Source organism: bacterium (assembly GCA_035295165.1).
Taxonomy (GTDB): domain Bacteria; phylum Sysuimicrobiota; class Sysuimicrobiia; order Sysuimicrobiales; family Segetimicrobiaceae; genus JAJPIA01.
This window is the reverse complement of sequence record DATGJN010000070.1, coordinates 1-23,890: the sequence shown is the minus strand read 5'-3', so window position 1 is coordinate 23,890 and position 23,890 is coordinate 1. Positions and strand designations below refer to the sequence as shown.

The 23,890-nt window shown below is 63.6% G+C and carries 19 protein-coding genes; 16 read left to right on the top strand and 3 right to left on the bottom strand.

The genetic code is table 11. The features are described 5' to 3' along the window. Position 1: 1 nt before the first annotated feature. The 11 genes from VKZ50_11285 to VKZ50_11235 all read left to right on the top strand — a co-directional run bounded on the left by VKZ50_11285 (position 2) and on the right by VKZ50_11235 (position 12,721). The gene (locus VKZ50_11285; GenBank protein HLJ60302.1) at positions 2 to 1,024 is read left to right on the top strand and encodes a branched-chain amino acid ABC transporter permease; all 1,023 of its coding nucleotides are present in this window, start codon (positions 2 to 4) and stop codon (positions 1,022 to 1,024) included. Further along, entirely contained in the window at positions 1,021 to 1,794 is a 774-nt protein-coding gene (locus tag VKZ50_11280) for an ABC transporter ATP-binding protein (protein ID HLJ60301.1), read from the top strand. Before VKZ50_11285 ends, VKZ50_11280 begins: the two co-directional genes overlap by 4 nt. 204 nt (positions 1,795 to 1,998) lie before the next feature. After that, positions 1,999 to 2,676: an ABC transporter ATP-binding protein gene (locus VKZ50_11275; protein HLJ60300.1), complete on the top strand. Its 678-nt coding sequence runs from the start codon at positions 1,999 to 2,001 to the stop codon at positions 2,674 to 2,676. 29 nt (positions 2,677 to 2,705) lie between these two features. Beyond that, complete coding sequence (locus VKZ50_11270) at positions 2,706 to 4,001, top strand: ABC transporter substrate-binding protein (GenBank protein HLJ60299.1); 1,296 nt, start codon at positions 2,706 to 2,708, stop codon at positions 3,999 to 4,001. A gap of 274 nt (positions 4,002 to 4,275) precedes the next feature. Then, the gene (locus VKZ50_11265) at positions 4,276 to 6,357 is read left to right on the top strand and encodes a hydantoinase/oxoprolinase family protein (protein HLJ60298.1); all 2,082 of its coding nucleotides are present in this window, start codon (positions 4,276 to 4,278) and stop codon (positions 6,355 to 6,357) included. After that, entirely contained in the window at positions 6,347 to 8,080 is a 1,734-nt protein-coding gene (locus VKZ50_11260; GenBank protein ID HLJ60297.1) for a hydantoinase B/oxoprolinase family protein, read from the top strand. The genes VKZ50_11265 and VKZ50_11260 overlap by 11 nt, the downstream gene beginning before the upstream one ends. A gap of 166 nt (positions 8,081 to 8,246) precedes the next feature. Continuing rightward, the gene (locus tag VKZ50_11255; protein ID HLJ60296.1) at positions 8,247 to 9,440 is read left to right on the top strand and encodes an acyclic terpene utilization AtuA family protein; all 1,194 of its coding nucleotides are present in this window, start codon (positions 8,247 to 8,249) and stop codon (positions 9,438 to 9,440) included. Between the two features lie 18 nt (positions 9,441 to 9,458). Further along, positions 9,459 to 9,767, top strand: coding sequence for a DUF4387 domain-containing protein (locus VKZ50_11250; protein ID HLJ60295.1), 309 nt, complete (start codon positions 9,459 to 9,461; stop codon positions 9,765 to 9,767). Positions 9,768 to 10,194: 427 nt separating this feature from the next. Beyond that, on the top strand, positions 10,195 to 10,611 hold the full coding sequence (locus VKZ50_11245; GenBank protein ID HLJ60294.1) for an ABC transporter substrate-binding protein: 417 nt from the start codon (positions 10,195 to 10,197) through the stop codon (positions 10,609 to 10,611). A gap of 38 nt (positions 10,612 to 10,649) precedes the next feature. Further along, positions 10,650 to 11,375 (top strand): ABC transporter substrate-binding protein, encoded by a 726-nt coding sequence (locus VKZ50_11240; protein ID HLJ60293.1) that lies wholly within the window; start codon positions 10,650 to 10,652, stop codon positions 11,373 to 11,375. 425 nt (positions 11,376 to 11,800) lie between these two features. Next, positions 11,801 to 12,721: an aldo/keto reductase gene (locus tag VKZ50_11235; protein ID HLJ60292.1), complete on the top strand. Its 921-nt coding sequence runs from the start codon at positions 11,801 to 11,803 to the stop codon at positions 12,719 to 12,721. Here VKZ50_11235 and VKZ50_11230 read toward each other — a convergent pair. From VKZ50_11230 to VKZ50_11220, 3 genes are all read right to left on the bottom strand, one after another. After that, complete coding sequence (locus VKZ50_11230; GenBank protein ID HLJ60291.1) at positions 12,672 to 13,172, bottom strand: acyltransferase; 501 nt, start codon at positions 13,170 to 13,172, stop codon at positions 12,672 to 12,674. The genes VKZ50_11235 and VKZ50_11230 overlap by 50 nt on opposite strands. 115 nt (positions 13,173 to 13,287) lie before the next feature. Further along, positions 13,288 to 14,535, bottom strand: coding sequence for an AGE family epimerase/isomerase (locus tag VKZ50_11225; GenBank protein HLJ60290.1), 1,248 nt, complete (start codon positions 14,533 to 14,535; stop codon positions 13,288 to 13,290). Between the two features lie 21 nt (positions 14,536 to 14,556). Then, on the bottom strand, positions 14,557 to 14,952 hold the full coding sequence (locus VKZ50_11220; GenBank protein HLJ60289.1) for a glycosyltransferase family A protein: 396 nt from the start codon (positions 14,950 to 14,952) through the stop codon (positions 14,557 to 14,559). A gap of 546 nt (positions 14,953 to 15,498) precedes the next feature. Between VKZ50_11220 and ligD (VKZ50_11215) the strand changes: the two genes are divergently transcribed. The 5 genes from ligD (VKZ50_11215) to VKZ50_11195 all read left to right on the top strand — a co-directional run. Next, positions 15,499 to 16,413 carry a non-homologous end-joining DNA ligase gene (gene ligD, locus VKZ50_11215; protein ID HLJ60288.1) on the top strand — a complete coding sequence of 305 codons (915 nt, stop codon included), beginning with the start codon at positions 15,499 to 15,501 and terminating at the stop codon, positions 16,411 to 16,413. A 2-nt stretch (positions 16,414 to 16,415) separates the two neighbouring features. After that, positions 16,416 to 17,312: a non-homologous end-joining DNA ligase gene (gene ligD / locus VKZ50_11210; protein ID HLJ60287.1), complete on the top strand. Its 897-nt coding sequence runs from the start codon at positions 16,416 to 16,418 to the stop codon at positions 17,310 to 17,312. Positions 17,313 to 17,813: 501 nt separating this feature from the next. Continuing rightward, a complete protein-coding gene (locus VKZ50_11205) occupies positions 17,814 to 18,563 on the top strand; it encodes a response regulator transcription factor (protein ID HLJ60286.1) in 750 nt (249 codons plus the stop codon). Positions 18,564 to 19,863: 1,300 nt separating this feature from the next. Beyond that, on the top strand, positions 19,864 to 20,190 hold the full coding sequence (locus tag VKZ50_11200; protein HLJ60285.1) for a hypothetical protein: 327 nt from the start codon (positions 19,864 to 19,866) through the stop codon (positions 20,188 to 20,190). Between the two features lie 535 nt (positions 20,191 to 20,725). Further along, positions 20,726 to 23,890, top strand: a 3,165-nt coding sequence (locus VKZ50_11195; GenBank protein ID HLJ60284.1) for a PE family protein, incomplete at its 3' end; no start/stop codon positions are given.

Sequence of the window (23,890 nt, the reverse complement as noted above, 5' to 3'; positions counted from 1 at the left end):
GATGAACGACATCGTCTACTACTTGGCGACGATGGCCGTGTTGTTTTGCATCTACAATATCTTAACCCTGGGTCTCAATATTCAGTTTGGATACACGGGCATCTTGGACTTCGCCTACATCACATTTTTGGCGGCCGGTGCCTATTTCGCTGGAGTCAGTGCGCTGCCGCCAGCGGCCGGAACAGATCAAGAATACATCTTGGGGTTGGGGTGGCCCTTCCCGCTTACACTCGCATTAGGTGCGATCGTTGCGGGTGTGTTGGGGATTGCGGTTGGTGGAACGATCCTCTCACGCTGGAATCTACGTAGCGACTACCTCGGCATTGTCACGGTGGCGTTCGCTACAATCTGTTATGACTTGGTTGGGAACCTCACGCCCTTGTTTAACGGATGGTTCGGACTACGGGGAATCCCGCAGCCGCTCAACCGTTTACTGAATCTCAGCCCGAATGACTACACGCTGTTTTTCTTGGGCGTTTGCGTCGTGATCATGCTGGCGCTGTGGTTCGTGGCGCATCGCATCTATCACTCAGCGCTGGGCCGAACCATGCGGGCAATAAGAGAAGATGTCGACGTCGCGGCGACATTTGGCAAGGACACGGTGAAGGTTCGAATGCTTGCCATGGGCATCGGCTGTGTATATGCAGGTATCGCTGGAGGGTTATTGATTGAGTTTATAGGTGGGATTGCTCCGGACTCATGGACCACCGCGGAGACGTTCATTGTCTGGGCTGCAATGATTATCGGTGGGCAAGGCAACAACCTTGGTGCGGCGGTAGGGACGTTGATTGTAACGGTGGTGTTCATAGAGGGCACACGTTTCCTCCCCCCGGTGCCAGGGCACCCGCTGCTGATCGCTGCAGCTCGGAACATTGTGATTGGAATACTCTTGATTGTCACTCTGCGATTCCACCCGCAAGGTCTGGTTCCGGAACGCAGGGCGCGTTTCCCACGAGGTTTGCACATGCCAGGTGCCCAAATGCCGGCGTCATCGCTGAGCAACAACTCTGGAGCGGGACGATGACAAGAGGCATTCTCGAAGTTGAAGGTTTGAGCCATGCATTTGGTGGAGTTAGAGCGGTTGCCGGCTGCGCCTTCAGTCTTGATGCTGGGCGAGTGGGCGCGCTGATCGGGCCTAATGGTGCTGGTAAGTCGACCGTCGTCAACCTGCTTGCAGGAGCTCTCCCACTGCAGCAAGGCCGCATTGTGTTTGACGGCGGCGACATTAGTCGTTGGCCGATGTATCGTATTGCACGGCGGGGACTGATTCGGACATTTCAACTATCGAGAGAATTTGGCGGTCTAAGTGTGCTCGAGAACATGTTGGTCCCCCCTCCCGACCAACCGGGGGAGCGTCTGCGGAACGTCTTGTTCCGCCCAAGCTTGGGCCGACGCGAAGATCGCCGCCACGTGAGTAAGGCTCTGGACGTCCTCAACACATTTGGTTTGTATGTTCTGCGCGATCAGTACGCAAGAAACCTGAGCGGCGGTGAGAAGCGGCTCTTGGAGTTGGCCCGCGCGGTGATGGCGGAACCGAAGCTGCTCGTACTTGATGAGCCCATGGCGGGTGTCAATCCCGCACTCGTGGAGCGACTGTGTGAACATATTCTGAGGCTCCGCGAATCCGGGATCACCTTGCTGTTGGTTGAGCACAATCTGCGCGTCGTGGACCGGATTTGTGATCAGGTGATCGTAATGGCCTACGGCCGGACGCTAGCGATCGGACAAATGGCGGAGTTGCGCAACGATCCCGAGGTAGTTAAAGCGTACCTAGGCGGGAGTGTCGAGGCGTGAGGCGCGCGCTCCGGATGCATAACCGCGGGTTCTTGGGCACTGAAGCGCGTCCGTGGAGTGGCGGGCGATCCAGTCGGCTGCGTTGTTCACTCAGGGGAAGGGGGCGAGATTCCAAGACGCGACCTTGCCCCCGTCGCTGCGATCCACGAGGTGCGTGAATTGCCTGCTGTCTGTGCGGATCACCTCACTGCTGGGTATGGATCGGTGCCAGTCATCAGCGATGTATCGGTTCGTGCGGATGCTGGCTCCATTGTGGCGGTCGTTGGCCCGAACGGTGCAGGCAAGTCGACACTGCTGAAGGCCATGTTCGGATTGATTCGCGCCACTGAGGGCACTGTCATGATCGGTGCGCAAGATGTGACTGGATGGCCGCCATATCGGATCGCGCAGTGCGGCATGGCCTATGTTCCGCAGGTGGACAATGTGTTCCCTTCGATGACGATCGTCGAGAACTTAGAGATGGGGGCCTTCATGCGCCGAGGAGATATCCGGCCGCGAATCGATACCGTGTTCTCGATGTTCCCTGACTTAGCGGCGGCCAGGGGGCGCAAGGCAATTACACTGAGCGGCGGCCAGCGAACCATGCTTGCGATGGCGCGCGGCCTAATGTTGGATCCGAAGGTGCTGCTGCTCGATGAACCGACTGCGGGGCTTTCGCCCCCTAACGTGGCTGTTGTTTGGAGGCAGGTTCAGCGCATCGCCGCGGAAGGGACAGCCGTGTTCGTGGTGGAGCAGAATGTGGATCTTGCGATTGCCAATGCACACTGGGTGTACGTGATGACCGCTGGTCAGAACGCGATTGACGGCCCAGCTGACAGGATTGGGCAGCACGATCTCGCGGCGTTGTTCCTGGCAAAGGGGGTGGGACAGCAACACGACTGAGTGTATCCTTGACGCCCAGGAAACATCCGATGTCCTTCCAGTCCCTAGCCTGGATCGTGCTAACGAGAATGATCACCCAGGGGGTCATGCACATGCGACGGAGTCGATTCAGCGGCGCAATGGTGGTGTTGACGGTCATCGCCGCGGGTGCTTTGATCGCCACGTGCGGCGGAGCTACGGGGGCCACCCCACCCATAGTAGTGGCAGAGCTCTTTCCACTCACGGGTCTCCACGCCCATGTCGGTCAGTGGTTTGTTCATGGGGTACAGGTGGCCGTGGCCGATGTGAATGGGAACGGTGGCGTACTGGGGCGGCAGTTAAGCGTCATAACGGCTGACACTGGCGGAGATCCGACGGATGCAGTGACGGCGTGGCATACGCTGTATCTGCAGCACCCGGCATTTGAGGTCGGCCCGGCCATGCCCGATTTCGACGGCGTAGCAGCGTTATACGATCCCGCCCAGCTCGTGGAATTCACGGAGGCGGGATCTAATGCATTTGACCACATGACTTACAAATATGTCTATCGTGCCAATCCGTCGGACTCCACCCTGAGCATTTCCATGGCATACTATGCGATCGCCAAGCACTACATGACGGCATCCCTCCTCTTTGAATCAACCCCCAACGCGTTCGGCGAGGTGCCTGACCTCGTTGCCGCGTACAAGAGGCATGGTGGCACGGTACTCGACATTGAGAAGTTAGCGCCAGGTCAGAGTTCCTACAGAACGGAGATACAGAAGGCGTTTGCGACGCCACCTCAGGTCGTCTTTATTGCTGTCTCAGTGGCGACCGCCAACACCGTGTTTACTGAACTCGGGCAGCTCGGGCATCTCAACGTTCCGTTCATCACCGACAACAGCAACGGCCTTGAGTTTGCGCAAGCTATGGGCCTCGATGCCGCGAGCAAGTATCTCGTCGGTGCGAGCGGCGCGCCGCCCTCCGGACCCGCATGGCAGCATTACACGGCCATGTATCAGAAAGTGTTGGGAAAGAGTCAGCCCGATACGCTGTCAGAGAATATGTACGACGCGGTTGTGATCGCATCGCTCGCGATGACCGACGCCAAGTCGACCAATCCGGCGGTCTTCAATGAGAAGATTCTGGACGTGGCAAACCCTCCGGGGACGGTATGTTACTTTTACTCGCAATGCATCCAGCTGCTGAGCGCGGGGAAGAAGATCAGCTACCAGGGGGCCACTGGCAGTACGGGCTACAACCAGTACCATAATATCTTCGGTACGTGGAGCATTGAGGGGTGGACTGCCAGCGGACAGCGCGTACAAATAATGACGGTGCCGGCCTCCGCGATGTCGACATTCTGAACTCCATTGCTCAACGAGGAGATCTGTCGCGTAGTCGGTCGTGCCGTGGCCTCGGCGCGTCGTATTGGCCACGGAGGCGTGTGCACGTGGAGCGGCGTCGGCGGGGGCGAAGCTGGCACTGAGGCCGGCAGCGCCCTGCTGGGCACTCGAGTTCGTGGACGGCTGTGCGCACGGTAGTCTGCGGGCGCGGCACGGCAGTGCCCAATTCATCGAACTGCTGCAGGAGCCGGATGCGACGGGCCACCACGGCACACTGCAGGGAGGAGACCCTGAAGTGAGGTCGGCAGGCAGCTGGCTAATCGGTGTAGACATCGGCGGCACCTTCACAGACATCGTAGCGGTGGATGGCTCCGACGGAACTTACGTGACAGGAAAGGTGCTGACGACGGTGCACCCGCTCGATGGTGTTTTTAACGCCCTCGAAGCGATTCGCACCAAGGCGGAAATCGAATTGACTGAGGCTGAGTTTTTCGTCCATGCAACTACGCTGGCATCGAATACGCTGATCGAGCGAACTGGCGCGAAAGTCGGCCTCATGACAACGGCCGGATTTCGCGACATCATCGAAATCGGCCAGGAAGATCGGTATGACCTGTACGATCTTCAGATCGACCTCCCCTCAGTCTTAGTGCCGCGTCAGTGGCGCTGCGGAATCCTTGAACGGATGACCGCTCAAGGTCAAGTTCATAGTCAATTGGACGGTCAGTCGGTGCTCGCAGCGACTCAACAGTTACGTGATAGGGACGCCATCGCCATTTGCTTTTTGAACTCGTACGCTAATGATGAACACGAAAAGCAAGCGGCCGAGATGGTCGCCCGTGAATGCCCCGAGACGTACTTCAGCGTATCGTCGGAGGTCGCCCCGATTGTACGCGAGTATGAAAGGTTCATCGCCACCGTGATCAATGCGTATGTCGGTCCGCGCATCTCTTCTTACTTGCGGGACTTGTCGGAATCGCTGATCCGACGGGGGTTCAACGGCCGCGTAGGAATCATGAAATCCGATGGGGGAATGTGTTCTCCGGAGGAGGCTAGCCGCTACCCAGCGCGCATCCTCGAATCGGGGCCGGCGGCCGGGATCATCGCCGCAAGCGCCGTTGCCCAGCGGTGTGGAGAGCCGTTAAGTGTGGCGTTGGACATCGGGGGGACGACTGCCAAAGCGTGCTTGATAAGAGATGGCGTGCCAGCCCTGACGGAGGAGCTGCGGGTCGCACGGCTTCACAGACTCGTCGATGGGAGCGGTCTCCCCTTGCGGCTTCCGAGCCTTGATTTGATTGAAATCGGTGCTGGTGGTGGCAGCATCGCCTCGATCAACAACCTTGGGTTGCTTCAAGTTGGCCCTTCCAGTGCGGGCGCGAACCCTGGCCCGGCCTGTTATGCGCTCGGGGGCGAGTTGCCGACAGTTACTGATGCGGACGCGGTTCTAGGCTATTTGGGTGCTGCCGACTTTGCGGGGGGCGACCTCCAATTGGACGTGGCACGCGCCCAGCACGCGATAGAGGCACACATACTCAGCAGGACCGGCACCCGGGACCCGATTGTCGCAGCTTGGGGCATCTACGATGTAGTAAATGAGAACATGAGCAGAGCCGTACGCTTGCATTGTCTGGAGCATGGCATCGATCCAGGCGCCGTTACGCTGATTGCCACCGGAGGCGCCGGGCCGGTGCACGCCTCAGGGATCATGTCCAGACTTGGAGCCGTTCGCGTGATCTGCCCGGTGGACGCGGGGGTTGGCTCGGCGATCGGATTGTTGCTGGCACCTCGGACCGTCGATCAATCCGTGGCCCAGATCGTACCGCTTGAAGGCCTCACGTCCGAGGAGCTGCGGCGCCGTCTGCTGGCAGTGGAGCGGGACTTACGTTCCAGGCACACCGAAAACGGAACCGGGATGACGGCGACTTGCCACCTGAATGTGAGAGTCCAGGGGCAAGCGTACGATGTAGACCTACTCGTTGCTCCGGAAGCGCCACTCGACGGGTTGGCTTCCGCCTTTCGAAAGGAATACGAGGCTCGGTTTGGGAGGCCACCGTGGCCTGGTAAGCTAGAGATCGTAGGCTGGAGTGTGCGGCTGACTCAAGCTCCATCTGCCATGCCTCGGCACAAGAGGCTCACGACTTCCCGGCCTCGATCCGCTACAACCCGACGCGCCTATTTCGGACCACGCCTGTCGTGGATGGAGGCCAAGCTGCTCGATCGTGCGTCCTTGTCTCCAGGAATGACCGGTGCGGGTCCGATATTGATTCAGGATGAAGCATCGACAATCGTCGTCGGACCTGCACATCGCATGTCCGTGGATCCGGAGGGAAATGTCGTGATTCATTCCGTTAGCGGAGCTCACCTCCATGGCCACTGAAGGCGGCTTCGCTCCCGAGCGAGCATTGGTCCAATCTGATGGCGACACCAGTGGGGCCGGAGCCTTTATCGAACTCGAAATCGACAGAGGTCGCCTCCAGGCGATAGTGGATGAAGCGGGTGTGGTACTGATGCGCACCGCTTTCTCCACCATCGTACGAGAGTCAAAGGACTTTACCTGTGCGATTCTCACTATTGATGGCGGTACAGTCGTTCAATCCGCCCAGAGCATCCCCGCCTTTCTCGGAACCATCACCCACACTGCCCGCGAGATCCTGACTCAATACTCGTTGGCTGAGTGGAAGCCAGGAGACATTATTGGCACTAATGATCCGTGGCTGGGGACCGGGCACCTATTCGACCTCACCCTATTCGCTCCGGTCTTCGTCGATGGCAAGATTGTCGCGCTTGCCGGTGTCGTAGCGCATCTACCTGATGTCGGTGGGCGCGGTCGAGATGCCGCGGCTGCAGAGATTTTCGAAGAGGGTCTGCGCGTGCCGCCGATCAGGTTTGCAAGCAACCAAGGGCTAGACGTTGCTCTGTCTCGTCTTATCCAGGCAAACGTCAGACTCCCAGAACAGGTAATGGGGGACATTAGCGCGCTGCTGAACTCTCTCGGGAAAATCGCGGAGCGTCTGGCCAGTCTCTGTGCTGAAATAACAATTGAACGGTTTCACTACACGTGTCGCGAGTTGGCCAAGCGGACTGAGGCATACATGCGTAACGCGATCCTAACTATTCCAGATGGCACATATCAGTCGATCCTCGCGGCCGAGCGCATAGGTCACCTCAGTTTTACTGTCAAGTTGCACGTGACCATTGAAGGCGATAGGGTCCTAGTGGATTTCGCTGGGTCGTCACCGCAAGTGCCGGCCGGCGTGAATGTTGCCCTCTCCTTCACGACTGCATATACGGTCTACGGCCTGAAGTGTCTTTTGGCACCTGCTTTGCCGCTCAATGAAGGAATCTTTGCTCCAATCCAGGTGATAGCTCCTGCGGGCTCGATAGTGAATAGTAGGTTTCCGGCGGCAGGTTCTGCACGCAGTTCCGTTGGGCACTTTATTCCGACGCTATTGTTTGACGCCCTTGCCGAGGTCGTGCCCCACGACTGCATTGCAGAGTGCGGGGCGCCGAGACCGCTCCTGAACCTGCGGGGTACCGACACAGATCGGGGTGCGTTCTCACCACTCATAATCGCGGCTGGCGGCTTCGGAGCGCGTTCCACGAAGGATGGCCCGTCATGCTTGGCGTTCCCCACCAATACTGAGTGCGCACCGATAGAGATGATAGAAGCAACTGCGCCGGTGTTGTTCCGAGAGAAGGAGCTCATTACTGACTCAGGCGGTGCTGGCTTGTTCCGGGGTGGTCTGGGGCAGAGGGTCGTCGTGGAGTGTCTTGCCGACCACGCGGAGGCATTCGTCCGTGCGCAGCGTTTACGACGGCCGGCGAAGGGCATACTAGGCGGTCGGCCGGGGGGTCTCGCGGCGATCATTGTCAACGGCAAGGCGGTCTACAGCCCTTTGCGCAAGATTCGACTACGAAAGGGCGACACGATCGCAATCCATTCACCTGGGGGCGGCGGGTATGGCACGCCGACGAGTCGTGCTAGGGATCTGGTCACGGAGGACGTGCAAAATGGATATGTGTCGAGCGAGAAGGCGGTAGCATTGTACGGCGCGCAGCTCGAGAAAGGTGCCGTCAAGGAGGGTGTTGGTGATGACTGAAATGTGCGTCCTGGCGCCAACGGGCTCGCTGGGGGCCGGATACCGGCTCGAGTCCCTTCGACGGGCGATGGCCTGGAAGCCGGACTTCATCGGTTGCGATGCAGGGTCGACCGATAGCGGCCCCTACTACCTGGGGTCAGGTGCCCTCCACTTCTCGGAGGCGGCCATGCGTCGGGACCTCCAACACATGCTGGCGGCAGCGCGCAATGCTCGCATTCCACTGTTAATTGGCTCCGCTGCGACCGGAGGAGCAGATAATCAGCTATCTGTGGTTGTCGGTATGGCGGAGGATATTGCTAAGCAGGCCGGCCAGCATTTCCGCTTGGGAGTCATCCATTCGGAGCCCGCGAGAGATTACCTGCGAGAGAAGTATCATAATAAGAAGATTCGCCCGTTGGGTACTGCTCCCAGCATCGATGAAAGTGTTTTTGATCGAAGTGCGCACATCGTTGCAGTAGCTGGAGTAGAGCCGTTTCAGGCGGCCTTGGACCTTGGAGCCGACGTCGTAATCAGCGGGCGGAGCACCGACGCATCGATTTTCGCCGCCATCCCGACGCGTGCCGGTTTGGCGCCAGGTCCTGTTTGGCACGCCGCCAAGGTACTTGAGTGTGGCGCTGCGGCGGTGGTGAATCGCAAATATTCCGACCCGCTAGTCGCCTGGATTCGCGATGATCACTTTGTGATTGAGCCGCCCAATCCAGACTATCGTTGTACCCCGCTCAGCGTCGCCTCGCATTCACTCTATGAGAATGGCTCCCCCACTGAACTCGTAGAACCCTCTGGGACGCTCTACCTCGATCGTGTCACCTATGAGGCGATCAACGAGCGCGCCGTGAAGGTAAGCGGTAGTCGTTTTGAATCGTCAGATACATATACGGTGAAGCTGGAAGGCGCAGAACTCGTGGGATACCAAACCGTGGTCATTGGATCCATTCGGGATCCCGTGATCCTCCGTCAATTGGAATCATGGTTGGAAGGCATGCAGGGTACTGCTCGGCAGCGCTTAGAGGAGATTTTCGGTACCGACGACGCGGCATCAATCCAGATCGGCGTACGCCGGTATGGGGTTAATGGGACGTTGGGCAAGCTTGAGCCAGATCCCCGCATTTCACATGAAGTGGCCTTGGTGTTCGAGGTGACCGCTCATAGCCAAGACCTCGCTACTTCAGCAGCCAAGGCCGTGACTCACATTGCGAGTCACTATGCGGTTCCCGAGTGGTCTGGCTTGATCAGTGCGCTCGCCTTTCCACACTCGCCAACGGAGCTGAACCGGGGCCCCGTCTACCGATTCAACTTCAACCACGTGCTCGAACTTGAGGATCCACTCGAGCCGTTCTCGATTGAAACGTTGAACATCTAAGATAGGAGTGAGCCCCCAATGGCACGCTTGGCTGAACTGGCGACGCTGATCCGAAGTAAGAATGCCGGTCCGTTCACGTTGACGATCGACATCATGTTTGGTGATCGAGCCACCTACGACCGTGTGGTACAAAGTGGCGTATTAAGTCGAGCTCGAATCGGCTCGATCTACCATTTGAGAGAGGAGGACGTAAAGATCTTCCCGTACGCGCCGGCAAATGCAATAAAGGTCACCTTCCCGCGGCCGGTGGCATCAGGTGACCTGGCAGACGGTGATGTGCTCGCTGGCCAACAGTATGCGCCACTAGTCGACCTTCTCGTCGAATAGGAGAATTCGTCGATGGGTGGTTGCTAGTTTTGTCGAATATGCTACGTGATTCGACGGTTATTCGACCGCAGGTCCAATTTCAATGGCGCCGGTTTGGCTCCGTCGATCTGCGCGGCTTGGCGCAGCTCATCGCGCCGGCGTTCGCACCGTCCGGGGCGCGGGCGGGCGCCTAGCCGCCCGCGGGCGGCATCAGCGGGAGGTGGAGCAAGAACTCGAACTTCTCGGTACTGCAGGGCTACGACGGCATCTACGAGAGCCTGACCGGATACGACGAGCACACGAACGTCGTGCCGGCCCTCGCGCAGCGGTGGGAGATCACCAACGACGGGAAGACCTACACGGTTCCACCTGCCACCCAACGTGAAGTTCCACAACGGGCAGCCGATGACGGGCGACGACGTGCAGTACAGCATCGGCCGCGTCCTGGATCCGAAGACCGTCGCGCCACTGCGCAGCTGGTTCGACGCGATCAAGGAGATTCAAGGTCCTGGACCCGTTGACCGTCCAGCTGAACCTCGACGCCCCCTACCCCGAGCTGCTCAGCGCGTTCGCCGCGCTGCGCGCGTCGGCGATCATGCCGAAGGGGTATGCCGACGCGACCAATCTGACGACGAACGCCGTCGGGACCGGACCCTTCAACTTAGTGGAGTACGTGCCCCAGGATCACATCACCTACACGCGCAACCCGGACTATTGGGACCAGCCGCTCCCGTACCTCGACGAGATGACATTCAAGATCCTTAGCGAGGAGGCGGCGTGCCTCGCCGTCCTGCACGCCGGCCAGATCCAGTACGCCGAGCTCAGCGCGCAGGGCGCGGCGCACTGCCAGGCATCAGCGTCCTGAAGTCGCCCTACGCCTGGCTCGGCTGCCACGAGATCAACGTGGCGCAGAAGCCGCTGAACGACGCCAGGGTACGCCGCGCGCTCCGCATGGCCGTCGACACGCGGGAGATCATCGACAAGGCGATCTTCGGCGGCGGCGTGCTGTCCGGCCCCATCAACACCGGCTTCGCCAACTGGGCGCTCGATCCGCGGACGCTTCCCTTCAACACGCCGGACGTCGACGGCGCGAAGCGGCTGCTCGCCGAGGCGGGCTATCCAAATGGCGGATTCACGATCGAGATCCGCTGTTCGCCCCACTACCCCGAATTCGTGGCGAGCGCGCTTGTGATCCAGCAGTCCCTGCGCACCCTCAACGTGACCGTGAACGTCGTCCAGATGGAGTGGGGCGCGTTTTCGGCCGCGATCACCCAGGCGGTGCAGACCGGCGGCCGCGAGGGCGGGCAGGTCTTCGCGACGGCGCTGACCTTCCGCCCGGGCCCGGACGGGTACGTGTACCCCTGCTTCTCCAGCAAGGGATCGTACAACATCGGCGTCTACGCCAATCCCGCGCTGGACCGTCTGATGGACGAGGCCCGGTCGATCACGAACGCCGACCAGCGGCGCAGCCTCTACGTGACGATCCAGCGGGCGCTGCTGCAGGACTCGCCGTACTGGTGGTGGTACGCCAAGTACAACATCGAGGCGCTGTCGACAAGGTTCCACGGGTATCAGCAGTCGTTCACCGGCCGCCGCATCTTCCTCAAGCGGACGTGGATGGCGGCGTGAGGCACGCGTCCACGGCGTGACCGGCGCCGCCGACGGGCTGAGGTATCGCGGCGTCTCGCTGGCCGACCTGACCACAGACCTGGGGGTTCACGTTCCCGCGAGCCGAAGGAATAGGAGAAGAAGAGAAGAAGCGGGGTTTATGACGCTCCAACTCACCTTTGGCGAGAAGCACGCTGAAACCGTAACGCGATTTCTCCCGATCCGACGGTGAATCGCATTGTCCCAATAGTTCGGAGGGGACATCTCACCCAACTCCTCGGTTGCGATGAGTCCTTGACCACCGAGGGTTTGTGAGGTGTTATTGTGTTTCAAATCCTAAATGGGGCATGTCTCGTTTCCGAAAGTCCCGGGCGCTCAGCCCGGAACGATGAACGGATGAGGCGCGAGGGCGTATAGTGGCGGATGCGAATCATGTGCGGAACACGATGAGTCGAGCGGCCGAGACGCGGCTCATTCTGGGAGGGCATTCCTTCATCAGTCAGCTGGGCAACGACCCGCGCGCGTCAGAGCGCGAACAGGTCCGGATCGTCGAAGCATGCCTCGATCACGGGATTCGATGGTTCGACACGACCTATCAGCCCGAGCGCGTCGCCCTGGGAGACATCCTGCACGCCCTCGGCAGGCGCGACGAAGCCAAGATCCTGGCCTGGAATTTCTTCCGGGACTTCTCGCGAGGCGATGACTGCGGGCCGCCGGAGTACTACCGCCCCGAGCACATTGATCTGATCCTAGAGCAGTTGCGTACCTCCTACGTCGACTGTCTGGTCGTCGTGCCGCTGGACGATGCCGAGCAGAACCGCCGGCAGATGGAGCTCATGGTCGAGTGGCGGCGGAAAGGCTACACGCGCTCCCTAGGAATCTGGGTCGGGGAGCAGGCGCCCATCGGGAGCCAGGAGACTCGCGAGGCGTTTCGCTTCGCGATCAGGCCCTTCAACGTCACGACGGACGACGCCGCCCCAGCCTTCGCAGCCTATAAGGCGGCTGGGTGGGAGACGATTGCTACGTCCCCGTTCTTTCGGGGATGGGAGCTCGACAGGATCGTCACCCAGGCGTCGGACCGCGGGCACGGCGACAACGAGAGTCTGCGGCCCGTCGTGGCGGACCTGATGCTGCGGTTCTCGCTGTTTCAGCGCGACGTTGATCGCGTGATCGTGGCGATGAGGAAGGCGGAGTGGGTGACGCGCAACCTCGAAAGCGTGGCCCGGGGACCGCTGACCGTCGAGGAGCGTCGCTTTCTAGAGCGCATGAGCGGAGTCGCCAGGACGAAACCGCGCTGGTGGCAGCGCCTGCGAGGCGTCAAGGCGAGGACGCACCGCCTGTGGCAGCGCCTGCGTCACGGGCTCTGACCGCCGCGGCCCGGTTCCAGGCCACCCTCGCCGGGACGCCGTACGCGACCCCGTATGACTCGACGTCCTGGGTGACGACGGATCCGGCGCCGATCACGGCCCCGCGGCCGATGCGCACACCATCCAGCACCCTGCAGCCGGATCCGATCCAGACGTCCTCGCCGATCTCGATGCCTTCCTGTGTCAGCGGCTGCGCGCTCATCGGCACGTCGATTCGTGCGAAGCCGTGGTTGGCCGGGATAACGACGGTGTGCGCGCCAATCATGGTATCGCGGCCGATCGCGAGGCCGCCGTGGCCGTAGAGGACGCAGTACGGTCCGACGTACGCGTGCGCGCCGATCTCGATGGAGCCGCCATACGCTGCGAGGATGACCCCGTCGGAAATGATGACCCACTCCGAGATCAGAATGTGTCCGCCGAGTGAATAACCGTCGGAGTCCGTCTGTATCATGGCGCCCTCACCGATATGGGCGGAGGGAGCGATTCGGATACCGGGCGTGGCGTTCAGCCGGCGCAGCCGAATCTGGCGCCGAATCCTCGCAAGCAGTGAAGGAATGCCGCTCATCTCAAGAAGCGTCCAATAGCGGGAGACACTCCAGCAACCCTTCGGCTTCGTGCGAGCAGTCCTTCCATCGCGTGGCCTTTGGCTTTTTGCGCGCTTCGGGGTTCGTGTCGAGGCCGGCGGCGAGCCAGCCGCCGTGCCTCGCGTCGATCAGGTACCTCTTGACGTACTCCCACAGGCGCACAAAATGCTCTTCGTACGTGACCGCATCGGCGGGGTGAAGCCGCGCCACCGCCATCAGCAGCCTCATTCCCTCGGCCTGAGCCCACCAGCACTTGCTGCGCACAAACACGACACTGTCCTCAATATACGCAGGACCGAAACTGGACCCTGCGAGGTGGAACCCGGCCTTTTCGGCGTCCCAGGCGACGCGCAGCATCGTGTCGAGCATCGATTTGGCGACCCGTGCCGTGTCCCGGTCGACAGTTCCGGCGAGAGCTTCCGCCGCCGGCAACATGTGATTCGCGGCACGGAGAACCTGCGCGTAACGGGCGAAGTCGGGGATCGGCGTCCAGTCCGGGTGTGCGTACATGTGCATCACTCCAGGGGCGACGACGAGGCGGTCGCGCGCGATGCACAGCAGTTCCTCCACGCGCGCCCTCAGCAGCGCGTCGGGCCATGCCCGGTACAGATCGGCGAATCCCCTGAGGAGATCGCAGGTGGTGTTGGCGTCCTTGAATCCGATCGGTGTCCCAATCGCGTCCCTGTGCCGGTCCGGAGCCGCCCCTTGGTCCGCCGACACAATCGGCGTCCCGTCCTGCCGGTAGAACCCGAAGTAACCGCCGTGCCGGCCATCGTGGGCGTGCCGGTCCAGCCAGCTGAAGGCCGCTTTCGCCAGTTCCAAACAGTCGGGGTCCCGTGTCAGTTGATAGCACGCCACACACGCGGAGATCGCGTAGCTCATGCCGTGCCCATGCTTCGTCGATCCTTCTAGGGGCGCTCCGACCCGATCGAGCTGCCTGTACCAACCGCCCATCCGACGATCCCACATCGTCTCCTTGAGGTACCGAAAACCGTGCGCGGCCGCCTCGCGTAGCGGTGAATGATCGGGGGCGTGGGCCGCGCCTCGCGCCGCCGCAAGAGTCTGCCGCGCCTGATACTCTAGCATCTTGACTTGCGATCCCGAGGGTTTCCATCGGTAGTCGAAATCGCAGAGGAACCCGCCGTGTTCCCGATCGACGCAGCGCGGGAACCAGACTCCCATGAGGCGGCGCAGTTCCGCCTCCAGCTCGTTGCGCAGCGGAGCCCTCATGAGAGGGCCGGCTCCATTACATCACCCATTCTTAGGAAGCCGGCGGGATTCGCGCCCGTCCGCTGCGCGCCGGTCCCCGTGAGACTGGTCGGGAAGCGGGGCCGCGCCGACCTGGCGCGGCGGCCAGAGGTCGTCGGCATCAAGGAACACAATCACGCCGCCGCGCGCCAGCGCCGGCCCGCAGGATCGCGCGCGTGCGGGACTGCCGTTTCCCTGGTTCACGTAGTACACGTAGCGAAGGCCGTCCTGGAGCCGCGGTACAACTCCAACGGTGTCATCGGCCGATCCATCGTCGGCGATGATTAGTTCGAGGTGGGCACAATCCTGACGCCTGACGCTGTCAACCGCCTCGGCCAGGTACGGCTCACTGTTGAAGACGGGAATGATCACGCTCACGCAGCGCCCGGCGTCCGTCATGCGGCCTGTATCCAGTGATCATCGGCGGCATGGGGCAACCCCGTACCAACATCAAACGATCCACAAAAGCGATCGTCGCCGTGCCCGCGTGACTCCCTCGTATTCACACCGCCATGCATGCGCCACGGCTCCCCGCGGGCGGCAATTGCGATCAGTTCCCCGACGCCGCCGGTATCTTTGTAGCAGAATCGCACAGACGATATTGACAGGGGGGGTTCCAGTTGGGCGCCTGTACTCCTCCCACCAAAGGTGCCCACCCGGCTTTTCCCCATCCGGGGCTTTTGCATCAAGGGTATCGCCTGCAGGGCTGCACGCCGGCAACGCTGTTCGCTGGCAGAAATGTCAGCTAAGCCAGCTAACCCACGCCGCTGGGCTCGATTGGAGGGCAAACTGTCACTACCTCGTCCACGCTGGACGCTCTAGCGGGTGCGGTTGATCGTGATGGGTACGCTATTTCCGATCCGGTGCCCCGCGTGTACCATCCGCGGCATGACGGGAAACCAACTTGGGGGTGTCGAACGTACGCGCAAATCAGGGGAGACGCGCGTGACAGACCGGATTCCATTTCGAGTTCGCCCGATGCTCGCCACGCTCGCGGGCGCGCCGTTCAGCCGGCCGAACTGGGCCTACGAGGAGAAGTACGACGGCTACCGGATCCTGGCCTATAAGGAAGGAAACCGCGTGCGCCTCTTGTCGCGGAACGCCCTGGACCGTACCGCGCAGTATGCCAACGTGGCCCGGGCCGTCAGCGCGCTGCCGTACCGGACACTCGTGCTCGACGGCGAGATCGTGGCGTTCGACCGACGGGGTGTGTCGCGGTTCCAATTGCTCCAACGCGGCGCCGCGCCGACGTACGCCGTCTTTGACTGTCTGTACAAGGACGGGCAGGATCTCCGGCGACAATCCCTTTCCGCGCGGCGGGCCGCGCTGGAATCGGTGGTGCGCGGAGGGGGTGTCCTGATGCCGGCCCGCAGGCTTGCCCGCGACGGGTACGCCGCCTACCGGGTGGCGCGGCGCCGCGGTTACGAAGGGCTCGTCGCCAAGGATCTCCACGCCGCCTACGTGGAGGGTCGGTCGCGCGAGTGGCTGAAGGTGAAAGTGCGTCACGAGGACGAGTTCGTCGTGGTCGGCTACACGGCACCCAGGGGATCGCGCGCATACTTCGGGTCGCTGCTCCTCGCTGCGTACGATCACGGGACGTTGCGCTACGTGGGGAAGGTGGGCACGGGCTTCGACGCGAGCACGCTCGCCGCGCTGCACCGCCGATTCCATTCGTTGATTCGGAAGACGCCGGCGGTCGTCGATGCGCCGCGCGAGCGCGGGGTCACCCATCTTGCCCCGCGCCTCGTTGCACAGGTCGCCTTCGACGAGTGGACGGCAGACCGCCGGCTGCGGCAGCCCGCGTTCCTGGGGTTGCGCGACGACAAGACTCCCTCCGCGGTCGCGTTGCCGGAGGCGTAGACATGACGCGGTCCGTCCGGCGGTCTCGCCAAGTCGAACGGGCCCTCGTGCACCCGGACAAGGTGTTCTGGCCGGACGAGGGGTACACGAAGCGGGACCTCGCCGAATTCTACGTGCGTGTGTTCCCGTGTCTCAGGTCGTTTGTCCGCGATCGCCTGCTGACGCTGGAGCGGTGCCCCGACGGCATGCGGGGCGATTGTTTCTACCAGCGGCAAGCGCCGTCGAGCCTGCCGGTAGGCACTCCGACCAAGCGCGTGCGGGACAAGACGGGGAGCACGGTCTACGTGGTGGGCGGGCGGCTCGCCACGCAGCTGGAACTCGTGAACCTCGGCTGCATCGCGGTGCACGTGTGGAACAGCCGGGCGCGTGCGCCGCGTCGGCCGGACTGGGTGTGCGTCGACGTCGATCCCACGTCAGGTGAGTTTGCCGACGCGGCCCGCGCGGGACTGCGTGTGAAACAAGCACTGGACGCGCTCGGGCTCGCGTCGTTTCCGAAGACGTCCGGCAACCGCGGGCTTCACGTGTTCGTGCCCATCTCCCCGGGACCGGATACTGCCACCGTGCTCGCGTTCGCGGAAGCGTTCGTGCGTGCGCTTGCCGCAAAACATCCGAAGACCTTGACCGTCGACGCGCGGATCGCGGCGCGGCGGCGCCGCGTATACCTCGATCCGTTTCGGAACGGGTTTGCGCAGACCGTGGTCGCTCCATACTCCGTGCGGCACCGTCCGAAGGCGCCCGTGTCAACGCCGCTCGACTGGTCCGAGGTCGCGCCGAGTCTGAAGCCGGCGGTATTCAATCTGCGTAGCGTATTGAAGCGCTTAGAGGCTCCTGACCCCTGGCGGGGGTTCTTTAGGCTGGCTCGACCGCTCCCGAGTTTGGCGGATCTCGCCGGCGGCTAGGAATCGGTGTCACATGGGCTCGTCGTGCCGCACGACCGATTTACCGTGCATCCCGCGTGCGCCCAGAACCGTTGTCATACGCGATTCCTGGGCGGCGCCTCCGATGGCCGGGCCGTGGCCGACGAGTCTGTGTCCGGGTTTTTGGCGGCAATACTTGCGGGCCATGAACCGCGATTTGATCGGGAATCGCTATGGGTTCGGGCGTCGTACTTCGTCCGTTTGGATACCAGGATCTAATCATTCGGGTTAGTTACCATGCGAGAGCCCCGAATCTACAATGTGGTTCGGGGGGATTCCGTACGAGAACCCAACACAGCGATCGCCCCGACACAACAGAGCGGCTCCCTGACAGGGAGCCGCTTGAGGCAGGCGTGTGGACAGGAGACTCCCTCCTGCCGGGTCGGACTGGCGTCCTCTCGCAACACCGCAGACGTTCGAGCGCGCGGCGCCCGGCCGTAGCGGGGGCATGTGCAGCCGTGGTCGAGGAGGTCGTCCAGAACGTTGTGGTCCGTTAAGCACGAGCGTGACGATCGTCGTACACTCGCGGCCGCTGAGAACGCCAGCGCGCGGGTCGTTCGTGTGTTTCTTGTCAGCCGGTTTTCGTTGTCGCGCAGCGTCCTGCAATCGACGCTGGAGGGTGACGTCCGCATCAAGATTGTGGCGACGGCGGAGACGTCGCGCGAGTGCGCTGCGCAGTTGGGACGTGTTCAAGCCGACGTCGTTGTCGTCGACGGGGTCGAGTTCGTGCGACAGGATCTCGAACCGCTCGCGATCGCCGGCCGCATCATGGCCGGGATTCGCGTGCTCGCGATCGCGGCACGGTCAAGCGAGGAGGCGTGTCTCGACGCGGTGCGCATGGGAGTGTCCGGATACCTGCCAGCTTCCGTGGAGCCCGAGTATCTTCGCAGGACGGTGCACGCGGTGGAGAAGGGCGAGACCGTCGTGCCCGAACATCTGATGCGCGCGTTGCTGACTCATCTCGCGCAGCGACAGCGGCCGGTGAAAGAGACCGTGACGTTGACGGCGCGAGAACGCGACGTGTTGCGGAGACTCGCGGAGGGACTCACCGACAAACAGATCGCGGCGCGACTGCTGGTGGCGCCCGGCACCGTGCGGATTCACTTGCGATCCGTGTACCGGAAGTTGGGAATTCGCACTCGCGCCCAAGCAGCGGTCTACGCGGCGACGAATGGACTGGACGACGGCGCGGTCGTTGTTCAGTCGATCGAGGCCGTGCCGCAACGCACGTGATTCGCTTCCATCGGCGCGTCGTGTTTCTCCCGTGGGCGATACGATCGAGACGACTGGTGTTGACGACCCGGGACGACCACTCTGTGGCGTGCGAGCGCGCCGAGTTTTGCGCACGAGATGGGACGGCAGGCGGCGATCGCGCAGCAATCAGCGTCGTTCAGGCATCACGGGCCCCAGCCGGCCGTATCGTTCGGGTGCAAATGTGGGCGGAACCGGATCGATCGGGGTATGTCGGTCAATCCCGGTGGTGCACGTGAGCACCACGCGGCGGAGGCGGCAGGAGTATTCGTTTTGCCGAGTGCGTGCCGTGCCGAACGGATGTATCGTCTTGCTGGGCGGACTCCCACCATGCTGGCATCGCAGCCGTTACCTTCGTGGTCCTCACCCGTCGAATCCGCAGGAGTCCGAAACATCATCGGTGGTCTTTGCGCAGGCCACGTTTCACGGTGTCACCCGGGGGGGTAAGCTGATGCGAGGACGGATGCGGTGTGTACGCGGTCCTGGATCGTTCAACCGTTTCGCCCGTCGGGTGGCGGGGTTAGCGACAGCGGTGCTGGTGGCCGCGTCGGCGCTCGCACTCCCGATGCGCGCGGTCGCGGATGCCCGTGATGTGTCGCTCGGCGGCGTGTGGATCGGACACATCGACCAAGATTCACAGGGGATAAGCGCGGCCGATCGCGCGACGGCGGTCACGCGCCGCCTGACTGAGTTGGTGAGCGATCCCACCTTGCGGGGGGGCGCCGTGACCGTGACGGTGCGCCCCGCGGGCAACGACGCGGTCATCTCAGTAGCGTCCCACCTCATCATCACGATTACCCAGGCCGATGCTGCGGCTGTGTCGGTGCCGCCGGTCGTCATGGCGGAGCAGTGGGGGGCCCGGCTCGCCCAAGGGCTGATTCGGGCGTTGGCTGTTTCCGCAGTGCGGCTGGATACCCCCGATGGTGTCACTACCGTTTCGCGGACAAATGCATCCGGCTCGAGCAACCCGTCGCAATCGGGGTCCGTGACCGCTCCCGCATCTTCCTCCGCACCGGGGTCCACCGCGCCGGCCACGCCGCCTGCAGGGTCGTCTTCCGCCCCGGCGGCCACGCCCGCCCCCACGCCCCCGACGCCCAACTCGCCGGCCACCGGCCAAGGCGCCCCTGCACCGTCAGGGCAGCCCGCTCCGGGGCAGTCCCCATCTGCGCAGCCAGCTCCCGCACAGCAGCAGAGGCCAGCAGCGCCGGCTACGCCCAGTACTGCACAGCAGACGCCGGCAGCGCCGGGCACGCCGAGTCCCGCTGCGGCGCCGAGTCTCGGCGTGTCCGATGTGCAGCTCGTGCCGACCTCCGACACGCACGTCGCGCCCGGCGGACGCGTGACCTTCGCGCTGAGCTTCAAGGTCCAGGGGAACGTCGATGCGGTGGATGTGACCGTGGGTTGGCAGGGCCAGGGGCAAGAGCCGACGTACGCCAAATTCGTTCGCGTAACGCCGACGCAGGGCGACAACACTCTCAACAACGTCTGGTTCAACATCGCGAAGGATGCGACCCCGTTTTACATCTTCAGGGTGTATGCGGTCGTTAAGGTAGGCGATACCGTTCTGCGATCGTCGCCGGTGATGGTGATCGTCCGACAACCGAATTGATTCCTGCGACGGCCCAGTCGAGCCGCGCCGCGGGTGAGGACCGGTCGCGTGCGGCTACGGTTGTCGTGTGCGCCAGAGAGGTTGGCGGATCGAAATAAAGATGTGGTGATAGGCAATAAAGAGACATCAAGGTCTCGTTCGAATACGAAATTCACTCGCCATCACTATCTCATTAATTCCCCATTCGTATTCAGGCAGCAAAGATCAATCTTCAGCAGCCGCCCATATAATTCAGATTGGATGAGTGCTTAATTCGAAAAACCCCGCAGGATTCTTCAAGAGATAGCGGGGTTTGCGCTACATGAACACAATACTGGAACCGCACGTGGAGTGTGACTGCGGTCGCGTGGACCACGCGGGAAGGGGGTGAGGGCGCACCGGGCTGGCAGGATACGTGACCGCGCAGGTTGCGCGATCCCCGGGTGTCCGGAAGAAGAGTTCGCCTCACGATGGACGCACTCGTGGTTGCTACCGCATGTTGCAGTGTGGTTCGGCACGGTAGTGGTTCGGGAAGCTGAGGGGGTGATGTGTTCTTATGGGTAATGGTCGCAAGCGTCAGCGGCGATCGATCCGGCATCGCGCGTACTTCCTGGTGACGGTGCTACTCGCACTGACCGTCCCGATGTTCTATATCGGCGCGATGGTACCGGCGGCACACGCTCTTCCCAACGGCAACGGGATCGCGGTCGGGTCAAACGGTGCCAAGGGGACGGGTAACTTCGGCAACACGGGTTCCGCGGGCAGCGGCAACGCGACCGGCGGCGGCGGCAGCGGCAACGGTGGCGCCGGCGGTAGCGGCGGTAACGGTGGCGGTCAGAACTCCGGTCCGGACGCCGGCAACGGCGGCACCGGCGGCAACGGTGGTTCTGGCGATGGTGGCAACGGCAACGGCGTCGGGATCGGCGCCGGTGGCGATCAGGGGAACAGCAACACCAACACAGGGAACAACGCGGGAGCCGGCGGCAACGGAAGCGGCACCGGCAACGGCGGTAGCACGAACGGCAACGGCGCGGCCGGTGGTAGCGGCGGCAACGGCGGGAGTTCCAGCGAGGCCACAGACGGCGGCTCCGCTGGTAACGGCGGCGCTGGCGGCAACGGTGGCTCCGGCGAAGACCTGAACGGCAACGGCGTCGGCGTCGGCGTCGGGGGCGACGGCGGGAGCTTCAACGGTAGCGGCGGCGGGACCGGGGGCACGGGTACGGGCACCGGCACCGGCGGCAACAGCAATGGCAACGGCGGCGCCGGCGGGAACGGCGGCAACGCTGGGAGCAGCAACTCGTCGTTCGAAGAGGACACGCAAGCGGGCAACGCCGGGGACGGCGGTAAGGGCAGCAACGGCGGCCTCGTGAACGGCAACGGCGTTGGTGTGGGCGTCGGCGGCGAAGGCGGCGACGAGAACACCGGCGGCGGCAGTGGTGGTAACGGCACCGGCTCGGGCACCGGCGGCAGCAACAACGGCGACGGTGGCGCAGGTGGGGCCGGCGGCGCAAGCGGCAACAGCAACAGTACCGGTGTGGACGGAGCGGGTTACGGTGGCGGCGAGGCTGGCAGCGCTGGCAACGGCGGCGACGGTGGCAAGGGCGGCGAGGGCGGTAACTTCAACGGCAACGGCATCGGCGTCGGCATTGGTGGCGACGGCGGTACCGAGAACAGCGGCGGCGGTAGCGGTGGCGCTGGCACAGGCACCGGCACCGCGGGCAGCAACAACGGCAACGGTGGCGCTGGCGGCGCCGGCGGCGCAAGCGGCAACAGCAACACCGGCGGTAGTGGCGGCAACGGCTACGCCGGTAGTGAGGACGCAGGTAACGGTCACGGCGGCGACGGCGGCGATGCCGGGAACGCCGGTAATGGCGGCAAGGGCGGCGAGGGTGGCAACTTTAACGGCAACGGCATCGGCGTCGGCATCGGCGGCGGCGGTGGTGATGAGAACTCTGCCGGTGGCAACGGTGGCGCTGGCACAGGCACCGGCACCGGCGGCAGCAACAACGGCGACGGCGGCAAGGGTGGCGCCGGCGGCGCGAGCGGAAGCAGCAACACGGCAGGTAACGGCGGGAACGGCGTTGGCGGCGCAGGCAGCGACGGCGGCAACGGGTACGGCGGCGACGGCGGCGATGCCGGGAACGCGGGCAAGGGTGGCAAGGGTGGCGAGGGCGGCAGCTTCAACGGCAACGGCATCGGCGTCGGCATCGGCGGCGATGGCGGCTCAGAGGCGACCGGCAACGGGAACGGTGGCGCTGGCACGGGTACCGGCACCGGCGGCAGCAACAACGGCAACGGCGGGAACGGCGGCGCTGGCGGCACGAGCGGCAGCAGCAACACCGGCGGCAACGGTGGCACCGGGACCGGCGGCGCGGATGTCAGTGGAGGCGATGGTGGCAACGGCCACGGTGGCGACGGTGGCGATGCCGGGAACGCGGGCAAGGGCGGTAGCGGCGGCGAGGGCGGCAACTTCAACGGCAACGGAATTGGTGTAGGCACGGGCGGCGACGGTGGGAGTGAGAACGGCGCGAACGGCGCGTCGGGCACCGGAGTCGGCACCGGCGGCAGCAATAACGGCAACGGCGGGAACGGTGGCGCTGGCGGAAGCACCGGTAGCAGCAACAGCGGCGGGAACGGCGGCGCTGGGACCGGCGGAGTCGGGTCGGGCGCGTCCGCTGGCGATGACGGCCAGGGCACCGGTGGCAACGGTTACGGCGGCGACGGCGGCGGCGCGGGCAACGGTGGTAGTGGCGGGCACGGTGGTTCCGGTGGCGACTTCAACGGCAACGGCGTCGGGGTCAACGGCACGGGCATCGGCGGCGGTACCTCCTCGGCCGGCGGCAGTGGCGGCGGCGAGGGCGGTAGCGGTGGCACCGGTACGACCAACAACGGGAACGGCAACGGCGGCAACGGCGGTGCAGGCGGCGCGGGTGGCAGCAACAACACCGGCGGCAACGGCGGTAGTGGCACCGGCGGGGCGGGCTCTGGCGGCACGTCCGACACGATGGACGGCAACGGCACGGGCGGCAACGGAGTCGGCGGTGACGGTGGCCAGGCAGGTAACGGCGGCAAGGGCGGCGGCGGCGGCGAGGGTGGCAGTTGGAACGGTAACGGCTACGGTACCAGCGGTGGCACAGGCACCGGTGGTGCGGGTAACGGCAACGGCGGAAACGGCGGTGCTGGCGGCGCGGGTGGTAGCAGCAACAAGGGTGGTGCCGGCCAGGGCGGCCAGGGCATCGGGAACGGTGTTGCCGGTGGTACGGGCGACGACGGTACGGCCCATGGTGGTAACGGGTACGGCGGCGACGGCGGTGACGCAGGCACAGGCGGCTCCGGCGGCTACGCCGGCGACGGTGGGTACGACAACGGAAACGGCTCGGCCTCTGGCGGCACGGCGACCGCTGGCAGCGGCAACGGCAACGGCGGCAACGGCGGTGCTGGTGGCGCGGGCGGTAGCAGCAACAAGGGTGGAGCCGGCGGCGCGGGCACCGGCGGTGACGGCAATCTCGATCCCGGCAAGTCCGGTGGTAACGGCTACGGTGGCGACGGCGGCGACGCAGGCACGGGCGGCGAGGGCGGCAGCGCTGGAGACGGCGGGAACCATAACGGAAACGCATCGTCCAACGGCGGCTCGGCCACCGGTGGCGGCCTGAACGGCAACGGCGGCAACGGCGGCGCGGGCGGTCTTGGCGGCAACAGCAACACGGGTGGCCAGGGCGGC